The following is a 21,935-nucleotide window of genomic DNA, read 5'->3' as shown; positions in this document are numbered from 1 at the left end:
AAACGCCTGTGGGTTGTGAGGTTAAGCGACTAAGCGTACACGGTGGATGCCCTGGCAGTCAGAGGCGATGAAGGGCGTGCTAATCTGCGATAAGCGCCGGTAAGGTGATATGAACCGCAATAACCGGCGATACCCGAATGGGGAAACCCAGTGTGACTCGTCACACTATCATGCAGTGAATACATAGCTGTATGAGGCGAACCGGGGGAACTGAAACATCTAAGTACCCCGAGGAAAAGAAATCAACCGAGATTCCCCCAGTAGCGGCGAGCGAACGGGGAGGAGCCCAGAACCATCATCAGCTTGTGCATCAGTGGAAGCGTCTGGAAAGTCGCAGGGTACAGGGTGATACTCCCGTACACAAAGGTGCACAGGCTGTGAGTTCGATGAGTAAGGCGGGACACGTGGTATCCTGTCTGAATATGGGGGGACCATCCTCCAAGGCTAAATACTCCTGACTGACCGATAGTGAACCAGTACCGTGAGGGAAAGGCGAAAAGAACCCCGGCGAGGGGAGTGAAACAGAACCTGAAACCGTGTACGTACAAGCAGTGGGAGCACCTTCGTGGTGTGACTGCGTACCTTTTGTATAATGGGTCAGCGACTTATATTCTGTAGCAAGGTTAACCGTATAGGGGAGCCGCAGGGAAACCGAGTCTTAACTGGGCGTTAAGTTGCAGGGTATAGACCCGAAACCCGGTGATCTAGCCATGGGCAGGTTGAAGGTTGGGTAACACTAACTGGAGGACCGAACCGACTAATGTTGAAAAATTAGCGGATGACCTGTGGCTGGGGGTGAAAGGCCAATCAAACCGGGAGATAGCTGGTTCTCCCCGAAAGCTATTTAGGTAGCGCCTCGTGAACTCATCTCCGGGGGTAGAGCACTGTTTCGGCTAGGGGGCCATCCCGGCTTACCAACCCGATGCAAACTGCGAATACCGGAGAATGTTATCACGGGAGACACACGGCGGGTGCTAACGTCCGTCGTGAAGAGGGAAACAACCCAGACCGCCAGCTAAGGTCCCAAAGTCATGGTTAAGTGGGAAACGATGTGGGAAGGCCCAGACAGCCAGGATGTTGGCTTAGAAGCAGCCATCATTTAAAGAAAGCGTAATAGCTCACTGGTCGAGTCGGCCTGCGCGGAAGATGTAACGGGGCTAAACCATGCACCGAAGCTGCGGCAGCGACGCTTATGCGTTGTTGGGTAGGGGAGCGTTCTGTAAGCCGTCGAAGGTGGCCTGTGAGGGCTGCTGGAGGTATCAGAAGTGCGAATGCTGACATAAGTAACGATAAACAAGGTGAAAAACCTTGTCGCCGGAAGACCAAGGGTTCCTGTTCAACGTTAATCGGAGCAGGGTGAGTCGACCCCTAAGGCGAGGCCGAAAGGCGTAGTCGATGGGAAACAGGTTAATATTCCTGTACTTGGTGTTACTGCGAAGGGGGGACGGAGAAGGCTATATCAGCCGGGCGACGGTTGTCCCGGTTTAAGCGTGTAGGTGTGTGTTCCAGGCAAATCCGGTTCACTTTACACTGAGGCGTGACGACGAGGCACTACGGTGCTGAAGTGATAAATGCCCTGCTTCCAGGAAAAGCCTCTAAGCATCAGGTAACACAAAATCGTACCCCAAACCGACACAGGTGGTCAGGTAGAGAATACCCAGGCGCTTGAGAGAACTCGGGTGAAGGAACTAGGCAAAATGGTGCCGTAACTTCGGGAGAAGGCACGCTGTCGGTAGGTGAAACCCCTCGCGGGTGGAGCTGAAGGCAGTCGAAGATACCAGCTGGCTGCAACTGTTTATTAAAAACACAGCACTGTGCAAACACGAAAGTGGACGTATACGGTGTGACGCCTGCCCGGTGCCGGAAGGTTAATTGATGGGGTTATCCGTAAGGAGAAGCTCTTGTTCGAAGCCCCGGTAAACGGCGGCCGTAACTATAACGGTCCTAAGGTAGCGAAATTCCTTGTCGGGTAAGTTCCGACCTGCACGAATGGCGTAATGATGGCCAGGCTGTCTCCACCCGAGACTCAGTGAAATTGAAATCGCTGTGAAGATGCAGTGTACCCGCGGCAAGACGGAAAGACCCCGTGAACCTTTACTACAGCTTGACACTGAACACTGAGCCTTGATGTGTAGGATAGGTGGGAGGCTTTGAAGCGCGGACGCCAGTCTGCGTGGAGCCGGCCTTGAAATACCACCCTTTAATGTTTGGTGTTCTAACGTAGGCCCGTAATCCGGGCTGCGGACAGTGTCTGGTGGGTAGTTTGACTGGGGCGGTCTCCTCCCAAAGCGTAACGGAGGAGCACGAAGGTTGGCTAATCCTGGTCGGACATCAGGAGGTTAGTGCAATGGCATAAGCCAGCTTGACTGCGAGAGTGACGGCTCGAGCAGGTGCGAAAGCAGGTCATAGTGATCCGGTGGTTCTGAATGGAAGGGCCATCGCTCAACGGATAAAAGGTACTCCGGGGATAACAGGCTGATACCGCCCAAGAGTTCATATCGACGGCGGTGTTTGGCACCTCGATGTCGGCTCATCACATCCTGGGGCTGAAGTAGGTCCCAAGGGTACGGCTGTTCGCCGTTTAAAGTGGTACGCGAGCTGGGTTTAGAACGTCGTGAGACAGTTCGGTCCCTATCTGCCGTGGACGTTTGAGATTTGAGAGGGGCTGCTCCTAGTACGAGAGGACCGGAGTGGACGAACCTCTGGTGTTCCGGTTGTCACGCCAGTGGCATTGCCGGGTAGCTATGTTCGGAAGAGATAACCGCTGAAAGCATCTAAGCGGGAAACTTGCCTCAAGATGAGATCTCACTGGAGCCTTGAGCTTCCTGAAGGGCCGTCGAAGACTACGACGTTGATAGGTCGGGTGTGTAAGCGCTGTGAGGCGTTGAGCTAACCGATACTAATTGCCCGTGAGGCTTGACCATATAACACCCAAACAATCTGACCGCGTGTCAGAGCGTGAGGAAGACGATGCCGAAAACGGCGCGTGGGTTCGCAAGACCCAAGACGAGTTGTCTACTTCGATCACCGACCCAATTGGGCCAGCCAGGCAGCGTTATCGCCTGGTCAGCCAACCGAATTGCTTGACGAACATAGAGCATTGGAACCACCTGATCCCTTCCCGAACTCAGAAGTGAAACGATGCATCGCCGATGGTAGTGTGGGGTTTCCCCATGTGAGAGTAGGTCATCGTCAAGCGCCTAATACCCAGCACCCCCGCTCAGTTCACTCTGACGGGGGTGTTGTCTTTGGGGCGGAAGAAAGTCGAACGGGAGTTCGAGCACTCTCCCCCGGGGAGAGGGGGCCAAGGGCGGTGCACCTGGCAGGCTTGAGGGGTGTCCGTTGGATAACGCGCGACTGAGAGTCTGCAAGAGCGCAAGAGCAAAAGCAGCCCGGCTGCGCCGGACTGTTATCGTGGCCATGGTAGTCCGCCGATGCGGCCGCTCCTGCAGGAGTTTTACCGTAGGAGCGGCCCATGGCCGCGATCAGGCAGCTCGCATGAAGCTCTGAAGCTAGCCGTTCCTTCAGCTTCCCCTTTTCTCGGGGGAAGAGGGGATGAAGAGCTGTGCGAGGAGGTGGGGGCGGGATGGACTGCCAGGAGGGTGGTGGGGCTAGTCCGAAACGCAGCGCAAGAGTTACAGACCCTCAGGCCCAGGTAGTGCGTACCGCTGATAGCCAGAACATCTCCTTTGCCAGCGAGACGCTGGATGCGCTTCATTCTTCTGCGTTTTTTCGGTATACAATGACCAACAGCCTTGGGGCTGACAGTCAAGGGGTGCGCAGCGTCGTACCCCTTTTTTTTGCCGTACCGGCAAAATTTACCTTGGGCCCTAGGATCTTATCCCGCGGGTCGGTAAGGTTCCTGGATATTTCGTTTGGGTGAATACAGGCGCTGACAGCGTCTGTGAAGAGGATTCGATTTTGATCAAAGTGCTGGTTGTCGACGATCACGATCTTGTCCGTACCGGCATCGTCAGGATGCTGGCGGATGTAGCGGGAATTCAGGTCGTTGGCCAGGCAGACAGCGGGGAAAGCGCACTCAAGCTAGCCCGAGAACTGAATCCTGATGTAGTGCTGATGGATGTCAGGATGCCCGGTATCGGTGGGCTCGAAGCCACTCGCAAGCTTCTCCGCAGCCAATCAGACATGAAGGTCGTGGTCGTTACCGCTTGCGAGGAAGATCCCTTTCCTACCCGCCTCCTGCAGGCCGGTGCGTCTGGCTATCTGACCAAGGGCGCCGACATCGAGGAGATGATCACGGCCATCAAGCAGGCATTCGCCGGTCGCCGCTACATCAGTGCCCAGATCGCTCAGCAACTCGCCTTGAAGCCCTTCCAGTCGAAGGCCGAGGCCTCGCCTTTCGATCAGTTGTCCGAGCGCGAGATCCAGATCGCCTTGATGATTGCCGGTTGTCAGAAGGTCCAGGTCATATCCGACAAACTTTGCCTGTCGCCCAAGACCGTGAATACCTACCGTTATAGGATCTTCGAGAAATTATCGATTACCAGCGATGTCGAACTGGCCATGTTGGCCGTTCGTCACGGCATGGTAGACGCCACGAGTTGATATGAATTCATCTTTCGATGCTGCAGCTTTTCTAGCCGGCTGCAGCGGACGTCCCGGTGTTTACCGGATGTTCGACGAGGCTGGCAAGTTGCTTTACGTCGGCAAGGCCAAGAACCTAAAGAACAGGCTTTCCAGCTACTTCAGAAAGACCGGTTTGGCGCCTAAGACGGCTTCGATGGTTTCGAAGATTGCCCAGGTCGAGACGACCATCACCGGCAACGAAACCGAAGCCCTGCTGCTCGAACAGAACCTCATCAAGCAGTGGCGTCCGCCCTACAATATTTTGCTGCGGGACGATAAGTCCTATCCCTACGTCTATCTCTCGACCGAAGATCAGTATCCTCGGCTCACCATCCACCGCGGTGAGAAAAAAGGGAAGGGGCGTTACTTCGGGCCCTATCCCAGCGCCGGTGCTATTCGCGAAAGTCTTAACCTGCTGCAAAAGGCCTTTCTGGTCAGGCAGTGCGATGACAGCTACTTCCGTAATCGGACCCGACCTTGCCTGCAGTATCAGATCAAGAGATGCAAAGGTCCTTGCGTCGCCTTGGTCAGTGAGCAGGAGTACGCGGAGGACGTTCGCCACTCCGCCATGTTTCTCGAAGGACGCAGCAATGCCTTGGCTGAAGAGCTGCAGGCCAAGATGGAAAAGGCGTCAATCAATCTTGAGTTCGAGCGAGCGGCCGAACTGCGTGATCAGGTAGCCTTGGTCCGGCGCGTGCAGGATCAGCAGAGCATCGAGGGCGGCAGCGGGGACGTCGATGTCATCGCCGCCATGGTCAATCCTGGCGGGGCCTGTGTACACCTGGTTACCGTTCGAGGTGGACGGGTGTTGGGCAGCAAGAACTTCTTCCCGGAGGTAGGTATTGAGGAGGATTCCAGCGAGGTGCTGGCCGCGTTCCTCGAGCAGTACTACTTGGCCTACCTGGAGCGAGATTTGCCCGAAGAGATCATCGTGAATTCGCTTCACGAAGACTTCGCCACTCTGATCGATGCCTTCGCCGAGGTTCACAAGCGCCAACTGGCCATTACCCACCGCGTGCGAGGTACCCGAGCACGCTGGCAGCAACTGGCGGTGACGAATGCGGAGCAGGCGCTGAACACTCGTCTGGCCAATCGTCAGCACATGGGGCTGCGTTTCGATGCCCTGGTACAGGCCCTCGACCTACCCGAACCACCACAGCGGCTGGAGTGCTTCGATATCAGTCATTCCAGCGGCGAGGCGACGGTGGCATCCTGCGTGGTCTTCGGCCCCGAGGGGCCGCTCAAGTCCGATTACCGACGCTATAACATCGAAGGCGTGACGGCGGGTGACGACTATGCCGCCATGCATCAGGCGCTCACCCGGCGTTTCAGTCGCCTGAAGGCGGGTGAGGGCAAGCTGCCGGATATCCTGTTGGTAGATGGTGGCAAGGGACAGCTGGCCATGGCGCGGGAAGTGTTGCGCGAGCTGGCGGTGCCTGACCTGGTGCTGCTGGGCGTTGCCAAGGGCGTCACCCGCAAGCCCGGTCTCGAGACCCTGTATCTGGACGATCCTTCGAACGAGTTCACCCTGCCGGCGCATTCACCCGCGCTGCACCTCATCCAGCAGATCCGCGATGAGGCGCACCGTTTTGCGATTACCGGGCATCGTGCTCGTCGGGGCAAGGCGCGTCGAACCTCCTCCCTGGAAGAAGTGGCAGGGATAGGGCCCAAGCGTCGGCAGGAGCTGCTGAAGCATTTTGGCGGCTTGCGAGAATTGCAGCGTGCAAGTATCGAGGAGATCGCCAAGTCTCCCAGCATCAGCAAAAAGCTGGCCGAGCAGATTTATGCCGCCCTGCACAGCGAGTAGAATCGCCCCACGTTCATCAATAGCCGCGCCAATGAATATCCCAAATCTGCTTACCGTACTGCGCGTCTTCCTCATTCCCCTTTTCGTTGTGCTCTTCTACCTGCCGGTGCATTGGAGTTACTGGACGGCCAGTACGGTCTTCGCCATCGCCTGTGCCACCGATTGGCTGGATGGCTACCTAGCCCGTCGGCTGGGGCAGAGCACGCCCTTTGGCGCCTTTCTCGATCCCGTGGCTGACAAGCTCATCGTGGCGGTGGCGCTGGTATTGCTGGTACAGGAGCACGCCAATGCCTGGTTGACCCTCCCGGCGGTAATCATCGTCGGCCGCGAAATCGTGGTGTCGGCGCTGCGCGAGTGGATGGCTGAGCTGGGTGCCAGGGCCCAGGTCGCGGTATCCAGCCTGGGTAAATGGAAGACCGCTGCGCAAATGTTGGCACTGGTCATCCTGCTGGCCAATCCGCCGCAACTGACCTTCTGGGTGATCAGCGGGTACGCCTTGCTCATCGTCGCCGCGGCTTTGACACTGTGGTCTATGTGCACCTATCTGATGGCCGCCTGGCCGCACCTGATGAACGCTGAGAAAAAAAAATAAGTTTTTGAATCAATAGGTTGACATGCTGGGTGGCTGATATAGAATGGCGCCCGTCACCAAGCGGGAATAGCTCAGTTGGTAGAGCACGACCTTGCCAAGGTCGGGGTCGCGAGTTCGAGTCTCGTTTCCCGCTCCATGTTTTACATGAGTGTCGCAAGACATTCAGGTTTGAGGCCGGGTGGCAGAGTGGTCATGCAGCGGATTGCAAATCCGTGTACGCCGGTTCGATTCCGACCTCGGCCTCCACTATTGAGAGCCCCGTAGATCCTAGGTCTACGGGGCTTTTCATCATCCAGCGATGTGTGAATACTGGATCAGGTTTTACGGGCCCGATCATTTGTGGGTTCGGTTCTGCCCGAGTGGTGAAACTGGTAGACACAAGGGACTTAAAATCCCTCGACTTAACGGTCGTGCCGGTTCGATTCCGGCCTCGGGTACCATCCAAAGAAAAAGGCCACTCACGTTTGCGTGAGTGGCCTTTTTCGTTCAGGAAGGGATCGTCCAGTAGGGTGTTTCATCCGCGTCTCGCTCGATGCGGGAGCGGCTGTCGAGGATGAAGGCTTCGAGCATGGCGGCGTCGAGCAGCTCGGTGCGGGCGATGGGACGCTTGAGGACGGATTGACCGCTGCGGGAGAAGACCTCGACGTCGTAGGCGCGCTGATCTCGGGTCGAAATCACGCAGCGCAACGGCTCGAAGCCGCCTTTCAGGGTATTGAAGGCGCTGGCGAGTTCAACATAGAGGGTCATCCGAAAAAGCTTCCTGTTCAAAGATGGCACTGTGACAGCAGTGGCTGCTACAGGGTTTCACCTTTGCAGAGGAGTGCTGTCTTATCGCGATGCTAGTCGCAAATCACAGCCCTGCGTTCGGGATTTCATTGCCAGCCTTGCAACCAGCATTCTGCATCCAGCAGCTCGTGCCAGTCCAGCGTCCAGGTGCGTCGAGTGAGAACGGCTTGTAGATCTATCAGCTTGATCGGGTCGGTATCGACTTCGGGAAGATGCACGCGGGTGACGATGAAGTGCCGTTGGCGTTCGCGGGGCTGAGTTGCCGTCCATTTGCTGTTCAGCAGCTTGTGGGGATTGATGCGTCTACCACTCATCCCTGGATGGCTTCCAGCAAGGGGGCACGACGATAGCGCTGCAGTAGGGCCTCGAGGTTGCGATCGGGCATGGCGTGGGCCCTGAGCGCCGAGATGGTGCGTTCGACATAGTCCAGGGTGGTGCCGAAATGGCCGCAGGCTTCGGTCAGGACGCGGTTGAGGATGTCGTCGGGAAGACTGCCGGCATAGCAGGGCAGGTTGCGCCTGAGGACGAAGCCGAGCGCCTGGACCTTGCTGCCGTCTTCCAAGTGGCAATTGAGCCAGCGCGGACGGTAGGAACCATCCGGCATCTCGCGTTTCCACAACGCCAGCAGGTGGCCGTCCAGCTGTTCGTCCGGCAGCTGGTAGGCGAAGCCCGAGCAGGAGCCACCACGATCCAGGCCCAGCACCAGTCCTGGCTGCTCGGGCGTACCGCGGTGGAGCTGGGACCAGAGGTAGAGGCCGCGGTGATAGCCGTGGACCCGTGCGCGCTGGACCGCGACCGCCGGACATTCCGGACGCCAGATCAGAGAGCCGTAGGCGAACAGCCAGACGGGACCGGGTTGGCGTTGCTCCAAGGTGGCTTCCAGGGAAGCGACCAGTTCCGGATGGGTGAGGGGGGTAGCAGGCGCTAGCTTGGGCGGGTAGGAGTCGAAAACGCTGGAAGAACTCTGACTATGCATAGGGTGCCTGATCCTCAACCGCAAGAGCTGCCGAGTCTGGGGGCTCGGTCATAAGATCCTAACGAAAGTATGCTGGGAACCCATAGACCGTTCATGCCCATCTTTATGACGCTTGGTTAGAGCGCAGCCAGAAGCATGCCAAGGCGGAGAACCGGCGGGCGAAAAAAAGCCCGGCAAAGGCCGGGCTTGGACAGTTCTCACGGATCAGGCGCTGGTGCGGATCAGGTGATCGAAGGCAGCCAGGGAGGCTTTGGCACCTTCGCCCAGGGCGATGATGATCTGCTTGTAGGGTACGGTGGTGACGTCGCCAGCGGCGAAGACACCAGGCAGCGAGGTCTGGCAACGGGCGTCCACTTCGATCTCGCCGCGCGGCGACAGCTCCACGGTGCCTTTGAGCCAGTCGGTGTTGGGCACCAGACCAATCTGGACGAAGACGCCTTCGAGGTCTATGTGGTGGAACTCGCTGGAGTTGCGATCCTTGTAGACCAGGCCGTTGACCTTCTGGCCATCGCCCTTGACTTCGCTGGTGAGGGCGCTGGTGATGACGGTCACGTTGGGCAGGCTGAACAGCTTGCGCTGCAGTACGGCATCGGCACGCAACTGGCCGTCGTACTCGATCAAGGTGACCTGGGCGACGATGCCGGCGAGATCGATGGCAGCTTCGACGCCCGAGTTACCACCCCCGATGACGGCGACGCGCTTGCCCTTGAACAAGGGGCCGTCGCAGTGCGGGCAGTAGGCGACGCCGCGATTGCGGTATTCCTGTTCACCCGGCACGTTCATTTCGCGCCAGCGGGCACCGGTGGCCAGGATCAGCGTCTTGGCCTTGAGTGAGCCACCATCGGCGAAGCGGACTTCGTGCAGGCCGCCGGCGTCGTGGGCCGGAATCAGCTGAGAGGCACGCTGCAGGTTCATGATGTCGACTTCGTATTGCTTGACGTGCTCCTCCAGGGCCATGGCCAGTTTCGGACCTTCGGTTTCCTTGATGGAGATGAAGTTCTCGATGGCCAAGGTGTCCAGCACCTGACCGCCGAAACGCTCGGCGGCCACGCCGGTGCGGATGCCCTTGCGCGCGGCATAGACGGCGGCTGCGGCACCGGCCGGGCCACCACCGATGACCAGGACGTCGAAGGCGTCCTTGGCGTTGAGCTTGTCGGCGGAGCGGGCGGCGGCGCCGGTGTCCAGCTTGGCGACGATCTCTTCCAGGCCCATGCGGCCCTGGCCGAAGGGTTCGCCGTTGAGGTAGACGCTGGGCACGGCCATGATCTGGCGGCGCTCGACTTCGTCCTGGAACAGGGCCCCGTCTATGGCCACGTGCTTGACCCGGGGGTTGAGCACGGCCATGAGGTTCAGGGCCTGGACCACGTCGGGGCAGTTCTGGCAGGACAGCGAGAAGTAGGTTTCGAACTGGTAGTCGCCGTCGAGCGCCTTGACCTGCTCGATGACGTCCTGGCTGGCCTTGGACGGATGACCGCCCACCTGCAACAGGGCCAGTACCAGGGAAGTGAACTCGTGGCCCATGGGCAGACCGGCGAAGCGCAGGTCGATGTTCTGACCGGGAGTCAGCAGGGCGAAGGAGGGACGGCGGGCATCGCTGCCGTCGGTGCTGAGACTGACCTGGTCGGACAGACCGGCGATGTCCTGCAGCAGGCTGAGCATTTCACGGGACTTCGCGCCGTCGTCGAGGGACGCGACGATCTCGATGGGGCGCGTGACGCGTTCGAGGTAGGTCTTGAGCTGGGCTTTCAGATTAGCGTCCAACATGGCGGCGTGGCTTCCGTAAAAAATGGGCAAAAAAAGAGCGCGCGGGCAAGGCGCCCGGGCGCTCGGGCTAGATCGGGCGGGCGTTAGATCTTGCCGACCAGGTCCAGCGAAGGGGTCAGGGTCGCTTCGCCTTCTTTCCACTTGGCGGGGCAGACTTCACCCGGGTGGTTGGCGACGTACTGAGCGGCGCGGACCTTGCGCAGCAGTTCGCTGGCGTCACGGCCGATACCGTTGTCGTGGATTTCGCACAGCTTGATCTGGCCTTCCGGGTTGATCAGGAAGGTGCCACGCAGGGCCAGGCCTTCTTCTTCGATCAGGACTTCGAAGTTACGGGCGAGACGAGCGGTGGGGTCGCCTACCAGCGGGTAGTTGACCTTCTTGATGGCTTCGGAGGTGTCGTGCCAGGCCTTGTGAGCGAAGTGGGTGTCGCAGGACACGCCGTAGATCTCGACGCCCAGCTTCTGGAACTCGGGGTACAGGTCAGCAAGGTCTTCCAGCTCGGTGGGGCACACGAAGGTGAAGTCAGCCGGGTAGAAAACGATGGCGGACCACTTGCCCTTCAGATCGGCCTCGGTCACCTGGACGAACTTGCCATTGTGGTAAGCGGTCGCGGTGAAAGGCTTCACTTCGGTGTTGATCAGGGACATTGATGACTCCTTGAGGGTTGGAAGGTAAGGGTTGAAATCGATAGGACGCATACTAATCGCCTTTTGACGATTCGCCTCATTGTTAAAGGCGATGTCGGCGATTGGGCGTCTCTATCGAATACTACAGCGTTTATTGCAAATCAGTGACTTAGGCGCTTCCAGGCCTGATTCAGTCATGACCCAGGACTTTCGTCGTGCTCGGGTGCTGGCCCCATTCGCTCCAGGAACCGTCGTAGAGTCTGCCATCCGGCAACCCGGCGGCGTTGAGGGCGAGCAACAGCACCGCTGCCGTGACGCCGCTGCCGCAACTGGCGATGACCGGGTGCAGGCCGTCGACGCCGAGAGCCTGGAAGCGCTGGCGCAGCTCTTGCGGTGGCAACAGGGTTCCGTCGGCGTTCAGCAGGCTGTCGTAGGGCAGGTTGAGGCTGCCGGGCATGTGCCCTGGGGCGACACCCGGCCGGGGCTCGGCGATTTCGCCGGCGAAGCGCTTGGCACCGCGAGCATCGAGCACCTGGGTCTGGCCGACGCTAAGAGCGGTCTGGACGTCGCCCAGTCCGCAGAGCAGGCGGTAGTTCAGGGCGGTGGGGTACGGTTGCTTAGGTTCGGCGTGGTTCTCGCCGGCTTCGAGCGGCAGACCCAGGTTGCGCCAGAGTGGCAGACCGCCGTCGAGCACGGCGATGCGCTCGTGACCGAACAGGCGGAACAGCCACCAGGCCCTGGCCGCGGAGAACAGGCCTTTCTGGTCGTAGACGACGATGAAGGTATCCGGAGTGATGCCCAGCTCGCCGGCGAGGCGGGCGAAGCGACCGACACTGGGCACCATGTGCGGCAGCGCGGTATCCGGATCGGAGAAGCGTTCGATGTCGAAGCGCAGGGCGCCGGGCAGGTGCTGCTGCCGGTAGATCTCATCGGCTACCTGGGGCTCGGTGGGCAGGTAGAGGCTGGCATCGAGCAGCATGAGGTCCGTACGGCCCAGTTGTTCCTGCAGCCAGGTAGCGGTGACCAGGGGGGAGGCGAGCATGGGGCGCTCCTTGGTTGGCGAGGGACGACAGCTTACCGCGCGTTGGGCGGCGTGGGCTGTCAGGGATGACCGGATACTTTATCCTCGGCAGTCTGGCAACTGGATAGAAGACTCATGAACGAATTTAACGGGCAATCCACCGGTGGCAATGATTGGCAGCTGGGTCGCATCGTGGGCGAGCTGCATGCCGCCCGTAGCCACTGGCGCGAGACCCACGGCCGCTTCCGCGAATTCAGTGGGCGCGAACTGCCCTCGCGGAGCGTGATGGCAACGGTGATCGAATCCCTCAGCGGTGCGCTCTTTCCTTTGCGCCTCGGCCCGGATCAGCTCCGGCAGGAGAGCGAGGACTTCTATGTGGGCTTCGAATTGGAGCGGGCGCTCAATGCCCTGGTGATCCAGGCGAAGCTGGAACTCGATTATTTCGCCAAGCAGCGGGGCGAGAACGGCGTCAACCGCACCGACGAGGCCCGGCGCCTGGTGCAGGCCTTCGCCCTGGCCCTGCCTGACCTGCGGCGTCTGCTGGATACCGACGTCATCGCTGCCTACCAAGGCGACCCGGCGGCGCGCAGCGTGGACGAGGTACTGCTCTGCTATCCCGGCATCTACGCCATGATCCACCACCGCATCGCCCATCACTTCTACCGCAGCGGCTTGCCGCTGCTGGCGCGGATGGTCAGTGAGCGGGCGCATTCGGCGACCGGCATCGATATCCATCCCGGCGCCCAGATCGGCGAGGGTTTCTTCATCGATCATGGTACGGGCGTGGTGATCGGCGAGACCTGCATCATCGGTGACCGGGTGCGCATCTATCAGGCCGTGACCCTCGGCGCCAAGCGCTTCCCGGCGGACGCCGATGGCAGCCTCAAGAAGGGGCATCCGCGGCATCCCATCGTCGAGGACGACGTGGTGATCTATGCGGGCGCCACCATCCTTGGTCGCATCACCATCGGCCAGGGTTCGACTATCGGCGGCAACGTCTGGCTGACCCATGGGGTACCGGCCAACAGCAATGTGAGTCAGGCCAGTCTGCAGGGCTGCGCCGGCTTGGCTCAGGAGTAGTCGGCAGCCTGGTCGCGGACGAACTTGGCGAGGAAGCGCCGGGTACGTTCTTCGCGGGGGTGGTTGAAGACCTCGGCGGCGCTACCTTGCTCGACGATGCGCCCGCCGTCCATGAACAGTACCCGGTGGGCGACGTCGCGGGCGAAGGCCATTTCGTGGGTGACGATCAGCAGGGTACGTCCTTCCCGGGCCAGGTCGCGGATGGTTTCCAGCACCTCGCCCACCCGTTCCGGGTCGAGCGCCGAGGTGGGTTCGTCGAAGAGGATTGCCTGGGGGCGCATGGCCAGCGCCCGGGCGATGGCGACGCGCTGTTGTTGGCCGCCCGAGAGCCGGCCTGGATAGGCGTCGGCCTTGTCCGCCAGACCGACCTTGGCCAGTAGCTCGCGACCATGGGCGAGGGCCGTATCGCGGCTTTCCCCCTGGACGATGATCGGCCCCTCGATGACGTTCTCCAGCGCGGTGCGATGGGGAAACAGATTGAAGTTCTGGAAGACGAAACCGACGCTCTGGCGCAGCTTGCGAATCGCCCCCTGCTGGGCCCTCAGGGGGCGCGCCGCATCGATGCTCAGATCGCCTACGCGGATGGTGCCGGCGTCGGGTGTTTCCAGCAGATTCAGGCAGCGCAACAGGGTGGTTTTGCCCGAGCCGCTGGGGCCGATGATGGCGACCACCTCGCCCTGGGCCACGCTGAGGTCGATGCCCTGCAGCACGGTCTGTTGCCGGAATGACTTGGACAGTCCCTCTACCTCGATCATGACTGACCCCGTTCGTTGATGTGGCGACCGTAGTGCCGTTCCAGGCGGTTCTGCAGCGTGGACAGCAGGCTGGCCAGCACCCAATAGAGCAATGCGGCAGCCAGATAGAGGCTGAAGATCTCGAAGGTGCGGGCGGTGATCAGCTGGGCCTGGCGGAACAGCTCGGGTACCTGGATGGTGGCGGCCAGCGAGGTGTCCTTCACTAGCGCGATGAAGCTGTTGCCCAGCGGCGGCAGAGCGATGCGCAGGGCCTGGGGCAGGATGGCGCGCCTCAGGGTCTGCAGCGGCGTCATGCCGATGCTGGCGGCGGCTTCCCATTGGCCGCGGTCGATGGCGCCGATGGCCGCGCGGATGATCTCGGCGGTGTAGGCGGCCATGTTCAGCGAGAAGCCGATCAGCGCCGCGGGTAGCGGATCGAGCTGTAGGCCGAGCTCGGGCAGCCCGTAGTAAATGACGAACAGTTGCACCAGCAGCGGTGTGCCGCGGAAGAAGGAGATGTACAGCCGCGCGACGCTCCGCAGCAGCAGGTTGGCGGAGCGTCGGAGCAGAGCCAGGCCAAAGCCTAGCAGCAGTCCGAAGAACATGCCGCCGAGGCTCAGGACCACGGTCCAGATCGCGCCCTTCAGCAGGAAGGGCAGCGAATCGAGGAGGAGTTGCAGGGTGCCGCTCATTGGGTGACGTCGGCCTTGAACCACTTCTCGGAGATCTTCGCCAGGGTGCCGTCGGCGCGCAGCTTGGCGATCGCCTGGTCGACAGCAGCGTGGAATTCCGGATCACCCTTGCGCTCGGCGATGCCCGACTCCTGGCGACTGAAGGGCTCGCCGGCCAGGGCCAGCTTATCCTTGGTCTTGGACAGCAATTCCAGGGCGGCCAAGCGGTCGACGAGGATGGCGTCGATGCGCCCTACGCGCAGGTCCTGGTACTTGGTGGGATCGTCTTCGTAGGTGCGGACGTCCGCCTGGGGTACGTTCTGGCGTAGCCATTGCTCGTAGTTGGTACCCAGGCCGACACCGACCTTCTTGCCGGCGAGGTCGGCGGCGGTCTTGATGGTGCTGGCGTCGTCCTTGCGCACCAGGGCCTGGATGCCGGAGACGGTATAGGGCGTGGAGAAGTCGTATTTCTTCTTGCGCTCCTCGCTGATGGTCACCTGGTTGATCACCACGTCCAGACGGCGCGATTCCAGGGCCGCCAGCAGGCCGTCCCACTTGCCGGGCTCGATCTTGGCTTTCACCCCCAGCTCCTTGGCCAAGGCTTTGGCGAAGTCCACTTCGAAGCCGGCTAACTGGCCCTGCTCGTCCTGAAAGCTGAAGGGCGGGTAGGTGCCTTCCAGGCCGACGACCAATTCACCGCGTTGCTTGACGGTCTGCAACAGGTCTTCCGCCTGGGCAGTGGCCTGGTGAGCCAGGCCCAGGGCGAGCAGCAGGGCAGCGCTGCGGAACAGACGGTGGGAGAGGGGCTTGCGCATGGATGGGATCCTTGTAGGTATGGGGGCGCCACTATGAAGGTGTCTGGTCAGACAGCCTTAGTCGAAAAAATGCTGACGTTATGCCACCACTGGCGGTCGCATCGCTAGCAGGCGAGCCACTGTCGATAGGCGAAGGTGCCTGGGGTACCGCCGGTATGCAGGAACACCAGCGGGCCGGGCGGTAGTTCGTCGCGGGCGACCAGGTCCAGCAGGCCGGCCATGGCCTTGCCAGTATAGACCGGGTCCAGCACCAGCCCCTCCAGGCGAGCGAGCCGGCGGATGGCCGCCAGGGTGCCGAGGTTGGGCTCGCCGTAGCGGGGGCCTTGGTAGCCGTCGCGCAACCGCGGGGGCACCGCAGGATCGGCGAGGCCGAGCAGCTCGGCCAACTGTTGCCGCAGCGACGTGATCTTGGGTAGTTGCTCGTCGACGGTGCGGGAAACGGTGATGCCGATCACCGGGACGGCAGGGCGCACCTCGTTGAGGGCCAGGTCCAGACCGGCTTGGGTCCCGGCACTGCCGGAGGCGACGACGATGGCGGCCGGCTGCAGTTCAAGAGCGTCAAGTTGCCCGACCAGTTCAAGGCCCGCGCGGACGTAGCCGAGGGCGCCCAGGGCATTGGAGCCGCCGACGGGAATCACCTTGGGCCTGCGACCCAGTTGGCGCAGGCGCTGGGCCTCGGCCAGCAACTGGTGGTGCGGATCGTCGAGAGCGGCCACTGGCCGGATCTCGGCGCCGAAGAGGTCGAGCAACAGGCGATTGCCGCCGTGGAGATAGTCCTCATCCTGGGTGGCGATGGGATTTTCCAGCAGGGCGACGCAGGCCAGCCCCTGCTGGGCGGCGACCGCGGCGGTCTGGCGAACGTGGTTGGACTGGATGGCGCCCGCGGTGACCAGGGTATCGGCACCTTCGGCCAGGGCTTCAGCGACCAGATACTCCAGCTTGCGCACCTTGTTGCCGCCCAGGGCCAGGCTGGTGGTGTCGTCGCGCTTGCAGTAGATCGGTCGTCCCAGCTCGGCCGACACCCGCGGCAGGAAGTCCAGCGAGGTGACGGAGGGCTGCAATTCCAGGCGAGGAAAGCGGGCGAGGGCGGTGGCGAGCATGATGAGACCTGGTTAAGTGACTGGAGCTTCACTCTAGGCCCGGGTTCTCACCGAAAAGTGCCGGCGCTCGCCGACTTTTCGTACAGGAACCAGGGCGCGACGGCCGCCGTTACGGGCTCAAGCCAGGCCTGGGCGACGCGCCAGCGCCTGGGGCAGCAGAGACCGCAGCAGCATGCCGTAGAGAGGTACGAAGAGGATCAGGCTTACCGTCAGCTTCACGCCATAGTCGACCAGGGCGATCTCCGGCCAGTGGGCGGCCATGAAGGGATTGTCGCTGTGCCAGAAGGCCACGGAGAAGAAGGCCAGGGTGTCGAGGGCATTGCCGAACAGCGTGGAGACGGTTGGCGCCAGCCACCAGTGGCGCGAGCGGCGCAGGCGGTCGAACACCTGGATGTCCAGCAGTTGGCCGAGGACGTAGGCGCAGAAGCTGGCCAGGGAGATACGCAGGACGAAGACGTTGACCGCGGCCAGCGCGGCCCAGCCCTGGAAATGGCCGTCCTGGAACAGGACCGAGACAACGTAGGACACCACTAGCGCCGGGATCATCACCCGGGCGATGACCTGGCGCGCTGGCGCCTTGCCCATGACCCGCACCGTGAGGTCGGTGGCGAGAAAGATGAAGGGGAAGCTGAAGGCGCCCCAGGTGGTGTGCCAGCCGAAGAGTTGCAACGGCAGCTGCACCAGGTAGTTGCTGGCGATGATGATGAGGATGTGGAAAGCGACCAGCGCGGCGATCGCCGGGCGGCGTGCGGAATCGAGACGTTCGAGCATGAGCGGGCCTTTTTGAAAGTGCCTGGGGTGAGGGAACCCAGGCCCCGGATTCGGGGCGGCGCCATCCTAGCCTAAATAAGGCGCCTATCACCAGCGAACGGCTGCCGGGGGCGCCAGAAGGGTGGGAGCGGCTCCTCCTGGAGCGCTCCCTATGAGGTTGAAGAGGCTCAGGCGGCCGGCTTCAGCACCACCTTGGTCCAGCCATCATCCCGCGCATCGAAATGGCGATAGGCATCTGGCGCCTCGGCCAGGCTCAGGCGATGGGAAATGATCTGCGAGGGGCGCGCCTTGCCCGCATGGATCAGCCGCGCCAGCTCGCGGTTGTAGTTCTTGACGTTGGCCTGACCGGTGCGGATCTTCTGGCCCTTGAACCAGAAGTTGCCGAAGTCGAAGGCCATCTTGCCTTGCTTGGCCAGGTCGTTCTGGCCGCCCGGGTCCTGGGGTACGAACACCCCAACCACGCCGATACCACCGGTGGCGCGGGTCGAGGCCACCAGGTTGTTCATGGTCAGGTGATTGACTTCGTGCCCGTGGTGATCGCAGCACTGGTAGCCGACGCACTCGCAACCGCGATCGGTACCCCGTCCGTGGGTGAGATTGAGGATCTGCTCGACCGCATCGCCCTCCTTGGCATGGATGGCCTTGGCTCCCAGCTTTTCCGCCAGGGCCAGGCGATCGGGTTGATCGTCGACCACATAGACCTCGGAGGCGCCGCGGATCATGGCGGCGTGGGTGGCCATGAGGCCGACCGGACCGGCACCGTAGATGGCGATGGATTCCCCCGGGCGCAGACCGGCCAGCTCGGTGGCATGCCAGCCGGTGGGAAAGATGTCGGACAGCATCACGTAGTCGTCTTCGCGCTCCGCGGCGTCTTCGGGCAGGACCAGGCAGTTGAAGTCGGCGTAGGGCACTCGCAGCAATTCCGCCTGGCCACCCTGGTAGGGGCCCATGTCGGCGAAGCCGTAGGCTGCACCGGCGACGCCCGGGTTAGCGGTGAGGCAGAAGCCGGTCAGCCCGCGCTCGCAGTTCTCGCAGAAACCGCAGCCGATGTTGAAGGGTAGGCAGACCCGGTCGCCGACCTTGATGCGATCGACACCGAGGCCGACCTCGACCACCTCACCGAGATTCTCGTGGCCGAAGACCCGACCGCTTTCGAAGCTGGTGCGGCCTTCGTACATGTGCAGGTCGGAACCGCAGATGTTGGTAGTGGTGATCCTGACGAGGACGTCGGTGGGTTTTTCGATACGGGCATCCGCGACGTTCTGGACTGCGACGTCGCGCGGGCCCTGATAGACCACAGCTTTCATGATGTCACTCCGGAGTGCCGCGCCGGTCCTCTACGGGCACCCGCCTGGGTAGGTTGAGGTCATCCGTGGGCGAAGCGGCGATGGCCGTTGCACCAAGGGGAGGGCAACCCGATTCAGGCGGGAGTTCAAATTGTCTGACGAGTTGGGCTGCGCTTGGAAGTCCTGTTAACGTTGCGGTTTCAACCGCGAAAGAGGCTTGCCATGCACTATCGATCCCTGGGCCGAACCGAGCTGAAGGTGAGCGCCATTTCCCTGGGCACCATGACCTGGGGCGAGCAGAACACCGAGGCAGAAGCCTTCGAGCAGATCCGGGTCGCCAAGGCGGCCGGCGTCAATCTGCTGGATACCGCCGAGATGTATCCGGTGCCGCCGCGGGCGGAAACCTATACCCGTACCGAGACCATCATCGGCAACTACTTCCGTCAGCACGGTGACCGGGCCGACTGGGTGCTGGCGAGCAAGGCCGCGGGCCCTGGCCGCGACATGGACTACATCCGCGATGGCGGCCTGGAATTCACCAAGGCCAACCTCACCGCCGCCCTGGATGCCAGCCTCAAGCGCCTGAACACCGATTATCTGGATCTGTACCAGCTGCACTGGCCGGATCGGCGCACCAACTTCTTCGGCCAACTGGGCTATGAGCACAGCGACGCGGCCTTTACGCCCTTCGAGGAGACGCTGGAAGCCCTGGACGGTTTCGTCCGTGCGGGCAAGGTGCGTCATGTAGGGCTCTCCAATGAAACGCCCTGGGGCGTCCAGCAGTTCCTGCATCTGAGCGAAACCCGAGGCTGGCCGCGGGTGGTCTCGATCCAGAATCCCTACAACCTGCTCAATCGCAGTTTCGAGGTGGGCCTGGCCGAGCAGGCCATTCGCGAGCAAGTCGGGCTACTGGCCTATTCGCCGCTGGCTTTTGGCGTGTTGGCCGGCAAGTACCTGGACGGCGCACGGCCAGCAGGTGCCCGGCTGACGCTGTTCGAGCGCTTCCAGCGCTACAGCAACCCCCAGGCGCAACGCGCAGCCCAGGCCTATGTCGAACTGGCCCGCGAGCGCGGTCTGGACCCGGCGCAGATGGCCCTGGCCTTCGTCACCAGCCGGCCCTTCGTGACCAGCAATATCATCGGCGCCACTTCGATCGCCCAGCTGGAAAGCAATCTGGCGAGCAGCGAACTGGAGCTGGATGCCGAGACGCTGCGGGCCATCGAGGCCATCCACGTCGCCCAGCCGAATCCGGCGCCCTGAGCCAGCCGCTCGCGAGGGCGTCTCCTGGTGCCTGGTGCCTGGTGCCTGGTGCCTGGTGCCGGTACCGGGCGTATCGCCCGACAGCCCGGCCGCACCAGGCGCTAGAGGCCGGCCGCTGGTAGATCCCGGGGCCTGCGCGTGCGGATCAGGCGGGGCGCTCAGATAGCCGGGTAACCAGGCGGCGCCGAGGCCGGTGTAATAGATCAAAGCTGGTTGAAGGCCTGCGCAGGTGCGAGGAAGGCGTTATCGGTGCGCAGCTCAGCGGAAGCTTGGGTAAAGCTGCCGCAGTTCGGACAGCGGCGCTAGCTAGCAGAAGGCTTGCGAGCATCACCTTGGTGGTGCTCAAGCGCACCAGACCACGTCACCGTTCATCACCCCCGGCCGGGCCTCCAGCGGTGCCTCCGCGGTCGTCCCCGAATGATGAGGTGTCCTGTGCCAGCAGGGCTGTCGTCCGGGCGAGGGTGGCGCAGGATCAGGACGAGAGCGCTCTGCGCCAGACGATAGTGCACGGGCGCCAGTCCTCCTTACCCCAACGCCTATTAAACACCTGCACCCGCCATTCTAAGGTGGCGCGGACCTCGACTCGCTATTGCAGGTGTACGCCATGTCCTCGTATGAAATTGTGCTGCTGGGTGACCAAGACCCCACCATCGTCGCGCACCAGGCCATCCCCAAGGCGCTGGCGCTTGCCGCCGCGGCGCTGGACATTTCGCTGCGAACGCGTTGGCTACCCACCGAAATGGCGGACGGCGCGCTCGCCGACTGCGACGGACTCTGGTGCGTACCGGGCAGCCCTTACCGGAATCGCGAGGGCGCGCTAGCCGTGATTCGCACGGTTCGCGAGCGAGACATCCCCTTCCTGGGTACCTGTGGCGGCTTGCAGCATGCCCTTCTGGAACAGGCGCGGACGCTGCCGGGATGGTCTGACGTGGCCCACGCTGAGGAAGATCCTGCGGCCCAGCGAGCGCTGCTGACGCCCTTGAGCTGTGCGCGCATCGACTTTCGCAATCGACTCAGGCTGCTACCCGGTTCGCGACTGATAGGGGCGGATGGCCGGGAGGAGGCAGAGGCCGCCTATCACTGCCGGTTCGGGGTGAATCCTGACTACCTGCCGGCACTGCTCGCGGCGGGCTGGCGAATCCTGGCGTGGGACGACGAAGGACTACCAGTGGCCTTCGAACTGGCAGGCCAGGCGTGTCATTTCGGTACCCTGTACCAACCCGAGCGCGAGGCGCTCGACGGTCGGGTTCCGCTGGCGGTACGCGCCTGGTTGGAGGCGGTCGTCGCTCGGCGCGGGGGTGAGCTATGAACCGGCTGGAGCTGCCCGAGGGTTGCGTGGTGGTCGTCTTCATCTCGCAACGCTCGGCGGAAGATCAGGGCTACGCGCGGATGGCCGAGCGTATGCTGGCGCTGGCAGCCGAGCAGCCCGGTTTTATCGGCGTGGAGTCGGCGCGGGGCAGCGATGGGGTGGGCATCACCCTGTCCTACTGGGTAGACCAGGCCGCCGCTGCGGCCTGGAGTGCCCATCCCGAGCATCGCGAGGCCCAGCGGCTAGGGCGTGAGAGCTGGTATCTCTGGCACGTCACCAGGATCGCGCAGGTGCTGTCGACGCGGCCAGCGGGTGGCGTCACTGCACCCTGACCGCGCCCAGTGCCGGGGTGACACGGATCCAGCCGATGTGGTCGTCCTCGCCCACCACCATCACCTTCTTCCACGGACGAAAGGGAAGACTCTCCAGCACTAGCACACGATCTCCGGGCTTGAGCATGGCGATCCGCTGCCGGTTGGCCAGCACGCTGCGCTCGGGCATGGAGGGGTTCTGCATGAGCGGGATCGGGCCACCACGCAACTGCCAGGTCTCGCCGCTGGAGGCATTGATGAAGGTCGGTAGCTGGGTGAGCAGGAGGGCGAGCGCCAGAATGGCCGTCAGGGCCAGGACCAGGCGGCGAGTCGCCTGGCGAGGGGCAGCGATGTCGGGAGAGGTCTTGCCAAGCGTGGACATGGACGAGGCTCTTGGCTGCATGACGAGGTAGCGCGATGCTATCTCTATGCGGCCAAT

20 protein-coding genes, 3 tRNA genes and 2 rRNA genes are annotated in these 21,935 nt (G+C 62.1%); 12 read left to right on the top strand and 13 right to left on the bottom strand.

Going from position 1 to position 21,935, the window contains the following annotated elements:
- Nucleotides 1-19 precede the first annotated feature (19 nt).
- The 8 genes from QZ471_RS09605 (at nucleotide 20) to QZ471_RS09570 (ending at nucleotide 7,426) form a co-directional block, all read left to right on the top strand.
- Nucleotides 20-2,924 (top strand): 23S ribosomal RNA (locus QZ471_RS09605).
- Nucleotides 2,925-3,082: 158 nt separating this feature from the next.
- Nucleotides 3,083-3,198: ribosomal RNA gene (gene rrf, locus QZ471_RS09600) — 5S ribosomal RNA — on the top strand.
- A gap of 723 nt (nucleotides 3,199-3,921) precedes the next feature.
- Nucleotides 3,922-4,566 (top strand): UvrY/SirA/GacA family response regulator transcription factor, encoded by a 645-nt coding sequence (gene uvrY, locus QZ471_RS09595; RefSeq protein WP_295463077.1) that lies wholly within the window; start codon nucleotides 3,922-3,924, stop codon nucleotides 4,564-4,566.
- Between the two features lies 1 nt (nucleotide 4,567).
- Nucleotides 4,568-6,394 carry an excinuclease ABC subunit UvrC gene (uvrC, locus tag QZ471_RS09590; protein ID WP_295463075.1) on the top strand — a complete coding sequence of 609 codons (1,827 nt, stop codon included), beginning with the start codon at nucleotides 4,568-4,570 and terminating at the stop codon, nucleotides 6,392-6,394.
- 31 nt (nucleotides 6,395-6,425) lie between these two features.
- On the top strand, nucleotides 6,426-6,986 hold the full coding sequence (gene pgsA / locus QZ471_RS09585; protein ID WP_059228064.1) for a CDP-diacylglycerol--glycerol-3-phosphate 3-phosphatidyltransferase: 561 nt from the start codon (nucleotides 6,426-6,428) through the stop codon (nucleotides 6,984-6,986).
- A 60-nt stretch (nucleotides 6,987-7,046) separates the two neighbouring features.
- A tRNA-Gly gene (locus tag QZ471_RS09580) sits at nucleotides 7,047-7,122 on the top strand.
- A 36-nt stretch (nucleotides 7,123-7,158) separates the two neighbouring features.
- Nucleotides 7,159-7,232: transfer RNA gene (locus tag QZ471_RS09575), tRNA-Cys, on the top strand.
- A gap of 107 nt (nucleotides 7,233-7,339) precedes the next feature.
- Nucleotides 7,340-7,426, top strand: a tRNA-Leu gene (locus QZ471_RS09570).
- A gap of 46 nt (nucleotides 7,427-7,472) precedes the next feature.
- Here QZ471_RS09570 and QZ471_RS09565 read toward each other — a convergent pair.
- The 6 genes from QZ471_RS09565 to sseA form a co-directional block, all read right to left on the bottom strand.
- Nucleotides 7,473-7,733 (bottom strand): hypothetical protein, encoded by a 261-nt coding sequence (locus tag QZ471_RS09565; protein WP_059228066.1) that lies wholly within the window; start codon nucleotides 7,731-7,733, stop codon nucleotides 7,473-7,475.
- Between the two features lie 125 nt (nucleotides 7,734-7,858).
- Complete coding sequence (locus tag QZ471_RS09560) at nucleotides 7,859-8,086, bottom strand: TIGR02450 family Trp-rich protein (RefSeq protein ID WP_295463071.1); 228 nt, start codon at nucleotides 8,084-8,086, stop codon at nucleotides 7,859-7,861.
- Nucleotides 8,083-8,748: a gamma-glutamylcyclotransferase gene (locus QZ471_RS09555; RefSeq protein WP_295463069.1), complete on the bottom strand. Its 666-nt coding sequence runs from the start codon at nucleotides 8,746-8,748 to the stop codon at nucleotides 8,083-8,085. Before QZ471_RS09555 ends, QZ471_RS09560 begins: the two co-directional genes overlap by 4 nt.
- 204 nt (nucleotides 8,749-8,952) lie before the next feature.
- Nucleotides 8,953-10,512, bottom strand: a complete 1,560-nt coding sequence (gene ahpF, locus QZ471_RS09550; protein ID WP_295463067.1) for an alkyl hydroperoxide reductase subunit F — start codon at nucleotides 10,510-10,512, stop codon at nucleotides 8,953-8,955.
- An 83-nt stretch (nucleotides 10,513-10,595) separates the two neighbouring features.
- Nucleotides 10,596-11,159 carry an alkyl hydroperoxide reductase subunit C gene (gene ahpC / locus QZ471_RS09545; RefSeq protein WP_007161854.1) on the bottom strand — a complete coding sequence of 188 codons (564 nt, stop codon included), beginning with the start codon at nucleotides 11,157-11,159 and terminating at the stop codon, nucleotides 10,596-10,598.
- 169 nt (nucleotides 11,160-11,328) lie between these two features.
- Entirely contained in the window at nucleotides 11,329-12,180 is an 852-nt protein-coding gene (sseA, locus tag QZ471_RS09540) for a 3-mercaptopyruvate sulfurtransferase (RefSeq protein ID WP_295463063.1), read from the bottom strand.
- A 114-nt stretch (nucleotides 12,181-12,294) separates the two neighbouring features.
- Between sseA and epsC the strand changes: the two genes are divergently transcribed.
- Entirely contained in the window at nucleotides 12,295-13,239 is a 945-nt protein-coding gene (epsC, locus tag QZ471_RS09535; protein ID WP_295463062.1) for a serine O-acetyltransferase EpsC, read from the top strand.
- Here the strand turns inward: epsC and tcyN are convergent.
- The 6 genes from tcyN to QZ471_RS09505 form a co-directional block, all read right to left on the bottom strand.
- A complete protein-coding gene (gene tcyN, locus QZ471_RS09530) occupies nucleotides 13,230-13,994 on the bottom strand; it encodes an L-cystine ABC transporter ATP-binding protein TcyN (RefSeq protein ID WP_295463060.1) in 765 nt (254 codons plus the stop codon). The two genes, epsC and tcyN, sit on opposite strands and share 10 nt — an antisense overlap.
- Nucleotides 13,991-14,665 carry a cystine ABC transporter permease gene (tcyL, locus tag QZ471_RS09525; RefSeq protein ID WP_295463058.1) on the bottom strand — a complete coding sequence of 225 codons (675 nt, stop codon included), beginning with the start codon at nucleotides 14,663-14,665 and terminating at the stop codon, nucleotides 13,991-13,993. Before tcyL ends, tcyN begins: the two co-directional genes overlap by 4 nt.
- Complete coding sequence (tcyJ, locus tag QZ471_RS09520) at nucleotides 14,662-15,459, bottom strand: cystine ABC transporter substrate-binding protein (RefSeq protein ID WP_295463056.1); 798 nt, start codon at nucleotides 15,457-15,459, stop codon at nucleotides 14,662-14,664. Before tcyJ ends, tcyL begins: the two co-directional genes overlap by 4 nt.
- A 104-nt stretch (nucleotides 15,460-15,563) precedes the next feature.
- Nucleotides 15,564-16,559, bottom strand: coding sequence for a D-cysteine desulfhydrase (locus QZ471_RS09515; RefSeq protein ID WP_295463054.1), 996 nt, complete (start codon nucleotides 16,557-16,559; stop codon nucleotides 15,564-15,566).
- 117 nt (nucleotides 16,560-16,676) lie between these two features.
- Entirely contained in the window at nucleotides 16,677-17,330 is a 654-nt protein-coding gene (locus QZ471_RS09510) for a 7-cyano-7-deazaguanine/7-aminomethyl-7-deazaguanine transporter (RefSeq protein ID WP_295463052.1), read from the bottom strand.
- A 167-nt stretch (nucleotides 17,331-17,497) separates the two neighbouring features.
- Complete coding sequence (locus tag QZ471_RS09505) at nucleotides 17,498-18,637, bottom strand: glutathione-independent formaldehyde dehydrogenase (RefSeq protein ID WP_295463050.1); 1,140 nt, start codon at nucleotides 18,635-18,637, stop codon at nucleotides 17,498-17,500.
- Nucleotides 18,638-18,838: 201 nt separating this feature from the next.
- Between QZ471_RS09505 and QZ471_RS09500 the strand changes: the two genes are divergently transcribed.
- From QZ471_RS09500 to QZ471_RS09490, 3 genes are all read left to right on the top strand, one after another.
- Nucleotides 18,839-19,876 carry an NADP(H)-dependent aldo-keto reductase gene (locus QZ471_RS09500; RefSeq protein ID WP_295463048.1) on the top strand — a complete coding sequence of 346 codons (1,038 nt, stop codon included), beginning with the start codon at nucleotides 18,839-18,841 and terminating at the stop codon, nucleotides 19,874-19,876.
- Nucleotides 19,877-20,480: 604 nt separating this feature from the next.
- Nucleotides 20,481-21,185: a hypothetical protein gene (locus tag QZ471_RS09495; protein WP_295463046.1), complete on the top strand. Its 705-nt coding sequence runs from the start codon at nucleotides 20,481-20,483 to the stop codon at nucleotides 21,183-21,185.
- A complete protein-coding gene (locus QZ471_RS09490; RefSeq protein ID WP_295463044.1) occupies nucleotides 21,182-21,517 on the top strand; it encodes an antibiotic biosynthesis monooxygenase in 336 nt (111 codons plus the stop codon). The genes QZ471_RS09495 and QZ471_RS09490 overlap by 4 nt, the downstream gene beginning before the upstream one ends.
- On the opposite strand, the gene QZ471_RS09485 is transcribed toward QZ471_RS09490, so the two are convergent.
- Nucleotides 21,504-21,878 carry a hypothetical protein gene (locus QZ471_RS09485; protein WP_295463042.1) on the bottom strand — a complete coding sequence of 125 codons (375 nt, stop codon included), beginning with the start codon at nucleotides 21,876-21,878 and terminating at the stop codon, nucleotides 21,504-21,506. The two genes, QZ471_RS09490 and QZ471_RS09485, sit on opposite strands and share 14 nt — an antisense overlap.
- Nucleotides 21,879-21,935 lie beyond the last annotated feature (57 nt).

Source organism: uncultured Pseudomonas sp. (assembly GCF_913774235.1).
GTDB lineage: Bacteria > Pseudomonadota > Gammaproteobacteria > Pseudomonadales > Pseudomonadaceae > Chryseomonas.
Note: the sequence above shows the minus strand (reverse complement) of the source record. Positions and strands in the feature narration are given on the sequence as shown.

Bases quoted from the DNA above. Each gene is read 5' to 3' on its own strand.
- uvrC (WP_295463075.1), top strand. From the start codon at position 4,568: ATGAATTCATCTTTCGATGCTGCAGCTTTTCTAGCCGGCTGCAGCGGA.
- pgsA (WP_059228064.1), top strand. From the start codon at position 6,426: ATGAATATCCCAAATCTGCTTACCGTACTGCGCGTCTTCCTCATTCCC.
- QZ471_RS09565 (WP_059228066.1), bottom strand. From the start codon at position 7,733: ATGACCCTCTATGTTGAACTCGCCAGCGCCTTCAATACCCTGAAAGGC.
- QZ471_RS09560 (WP_295463071.1), bottom strand. From the start codon at position 8,086: ATGAGTGGTAGACGCATCAATCCCCACAAGCTGCTGAACAGCAAATGG.
- QZ471_RS09555 (WP_295463069.1), bottom strand. From the start codon at position 8,748: ATGCATAGTCAGAGTTCTTCCAGCGTTTTCGACTCCTACCCGCCCAAG.
- ahpF (WP_295463067.1), bottom strand. From the start codon at position 10,512: ATGTTGGACGCTAATCTGAAAGCCCAGCTCAAGACCTACCTCGAACGC.
- ahpC (WP_007161854.1), bottom strand. From the start codon at position 11,159: ATGTCCCTGATCAACACCGAAGTGAAGCCTTTCACCGCGACCGCTTAC.
- sseA (WP_295463063.1), bottom strand. From the start codon at position 12,180: ATGCTCGCCTCCCCCCTGGTCACCGCTACCTGGCTGCAGGAACAACTG.
- epsC (WP_295463062.1), top strand. From the start codon at position 12,295: ATGAACGAATTTAACGGGCAATCCACCGGTGGCAATGATTGGCAGCTG.
- tcyN (WP_295463060.1), bottom strand. From the start codon at position 13,994: ATGATCGAGGTAGAGGGACTGTCCAAGTCATTCCGGCAACAGACCGTG.
- tcyL (WP_295463058.1), bottom strand. From the start codon at position 14,665: ATGAGCGGCACCCTGCAACTCCTCCTCGATTCGCTGCCCTTCCTGCTG.
- tcyJ (WP_295463056.1), bottom strand. From the start codon at position 15,459: ATGCGCAAGCCCCTCTCCCACCGTCTGTTCCGCAGCGCTGCCCTGCTG.
- QZ471_RS09515 (WP_295463054.1), bottom strand. From the start codon at position 16,559: ATGCTCGCCACCGCCCTCGCCCGCTTTCCTCGCCTGGAATTGCAGCCC.
- QZ471_RS09510 (WP_295463052.1), bottom strand. From the start codon at position 17,330: ATGCTCGAACGTCTCGATTCCGCACGCCGCCCGGCGATCGCCGCGCTG.
- QZ471_RS09505 (WP_295463050.1), bottom strand. From the start codon at position 18,637: ATGAAAGCTGTGGTCTATCAGGGCCCGCGCGACGTCGCAGTCCAGAAC.
- QZ471_RS09500 (WP_295463048.1), top strand. From the start codon at position 18,839: ATGCACTATCGATCCCTGGGCCGAACCGAGCTGAAGGTGAGCGCCATT.
- QZ471_RS09495 (WP_295463046.1), top strand. From the start codon at position 20,481: ATGTCCTCGTATGAAATTGTGCTGCTGGGTGACCAAGACCCCACCATC.
- QZ471_RS09490 (WP_295463044.1), top strand. From the start codon at position 21,182: ATGAACCGGCTGGAGCTGCCCGAGGGTTGCGTGGTGGTCGTCTTCATC.
- QZ471_RS09485 (WP_295463042.1), bottom strand. From the start codon at position 21,878: ATGTCCACGCTTGGCAAGACCTCTCCCGACATCGCTGCCCCTCGCCAG.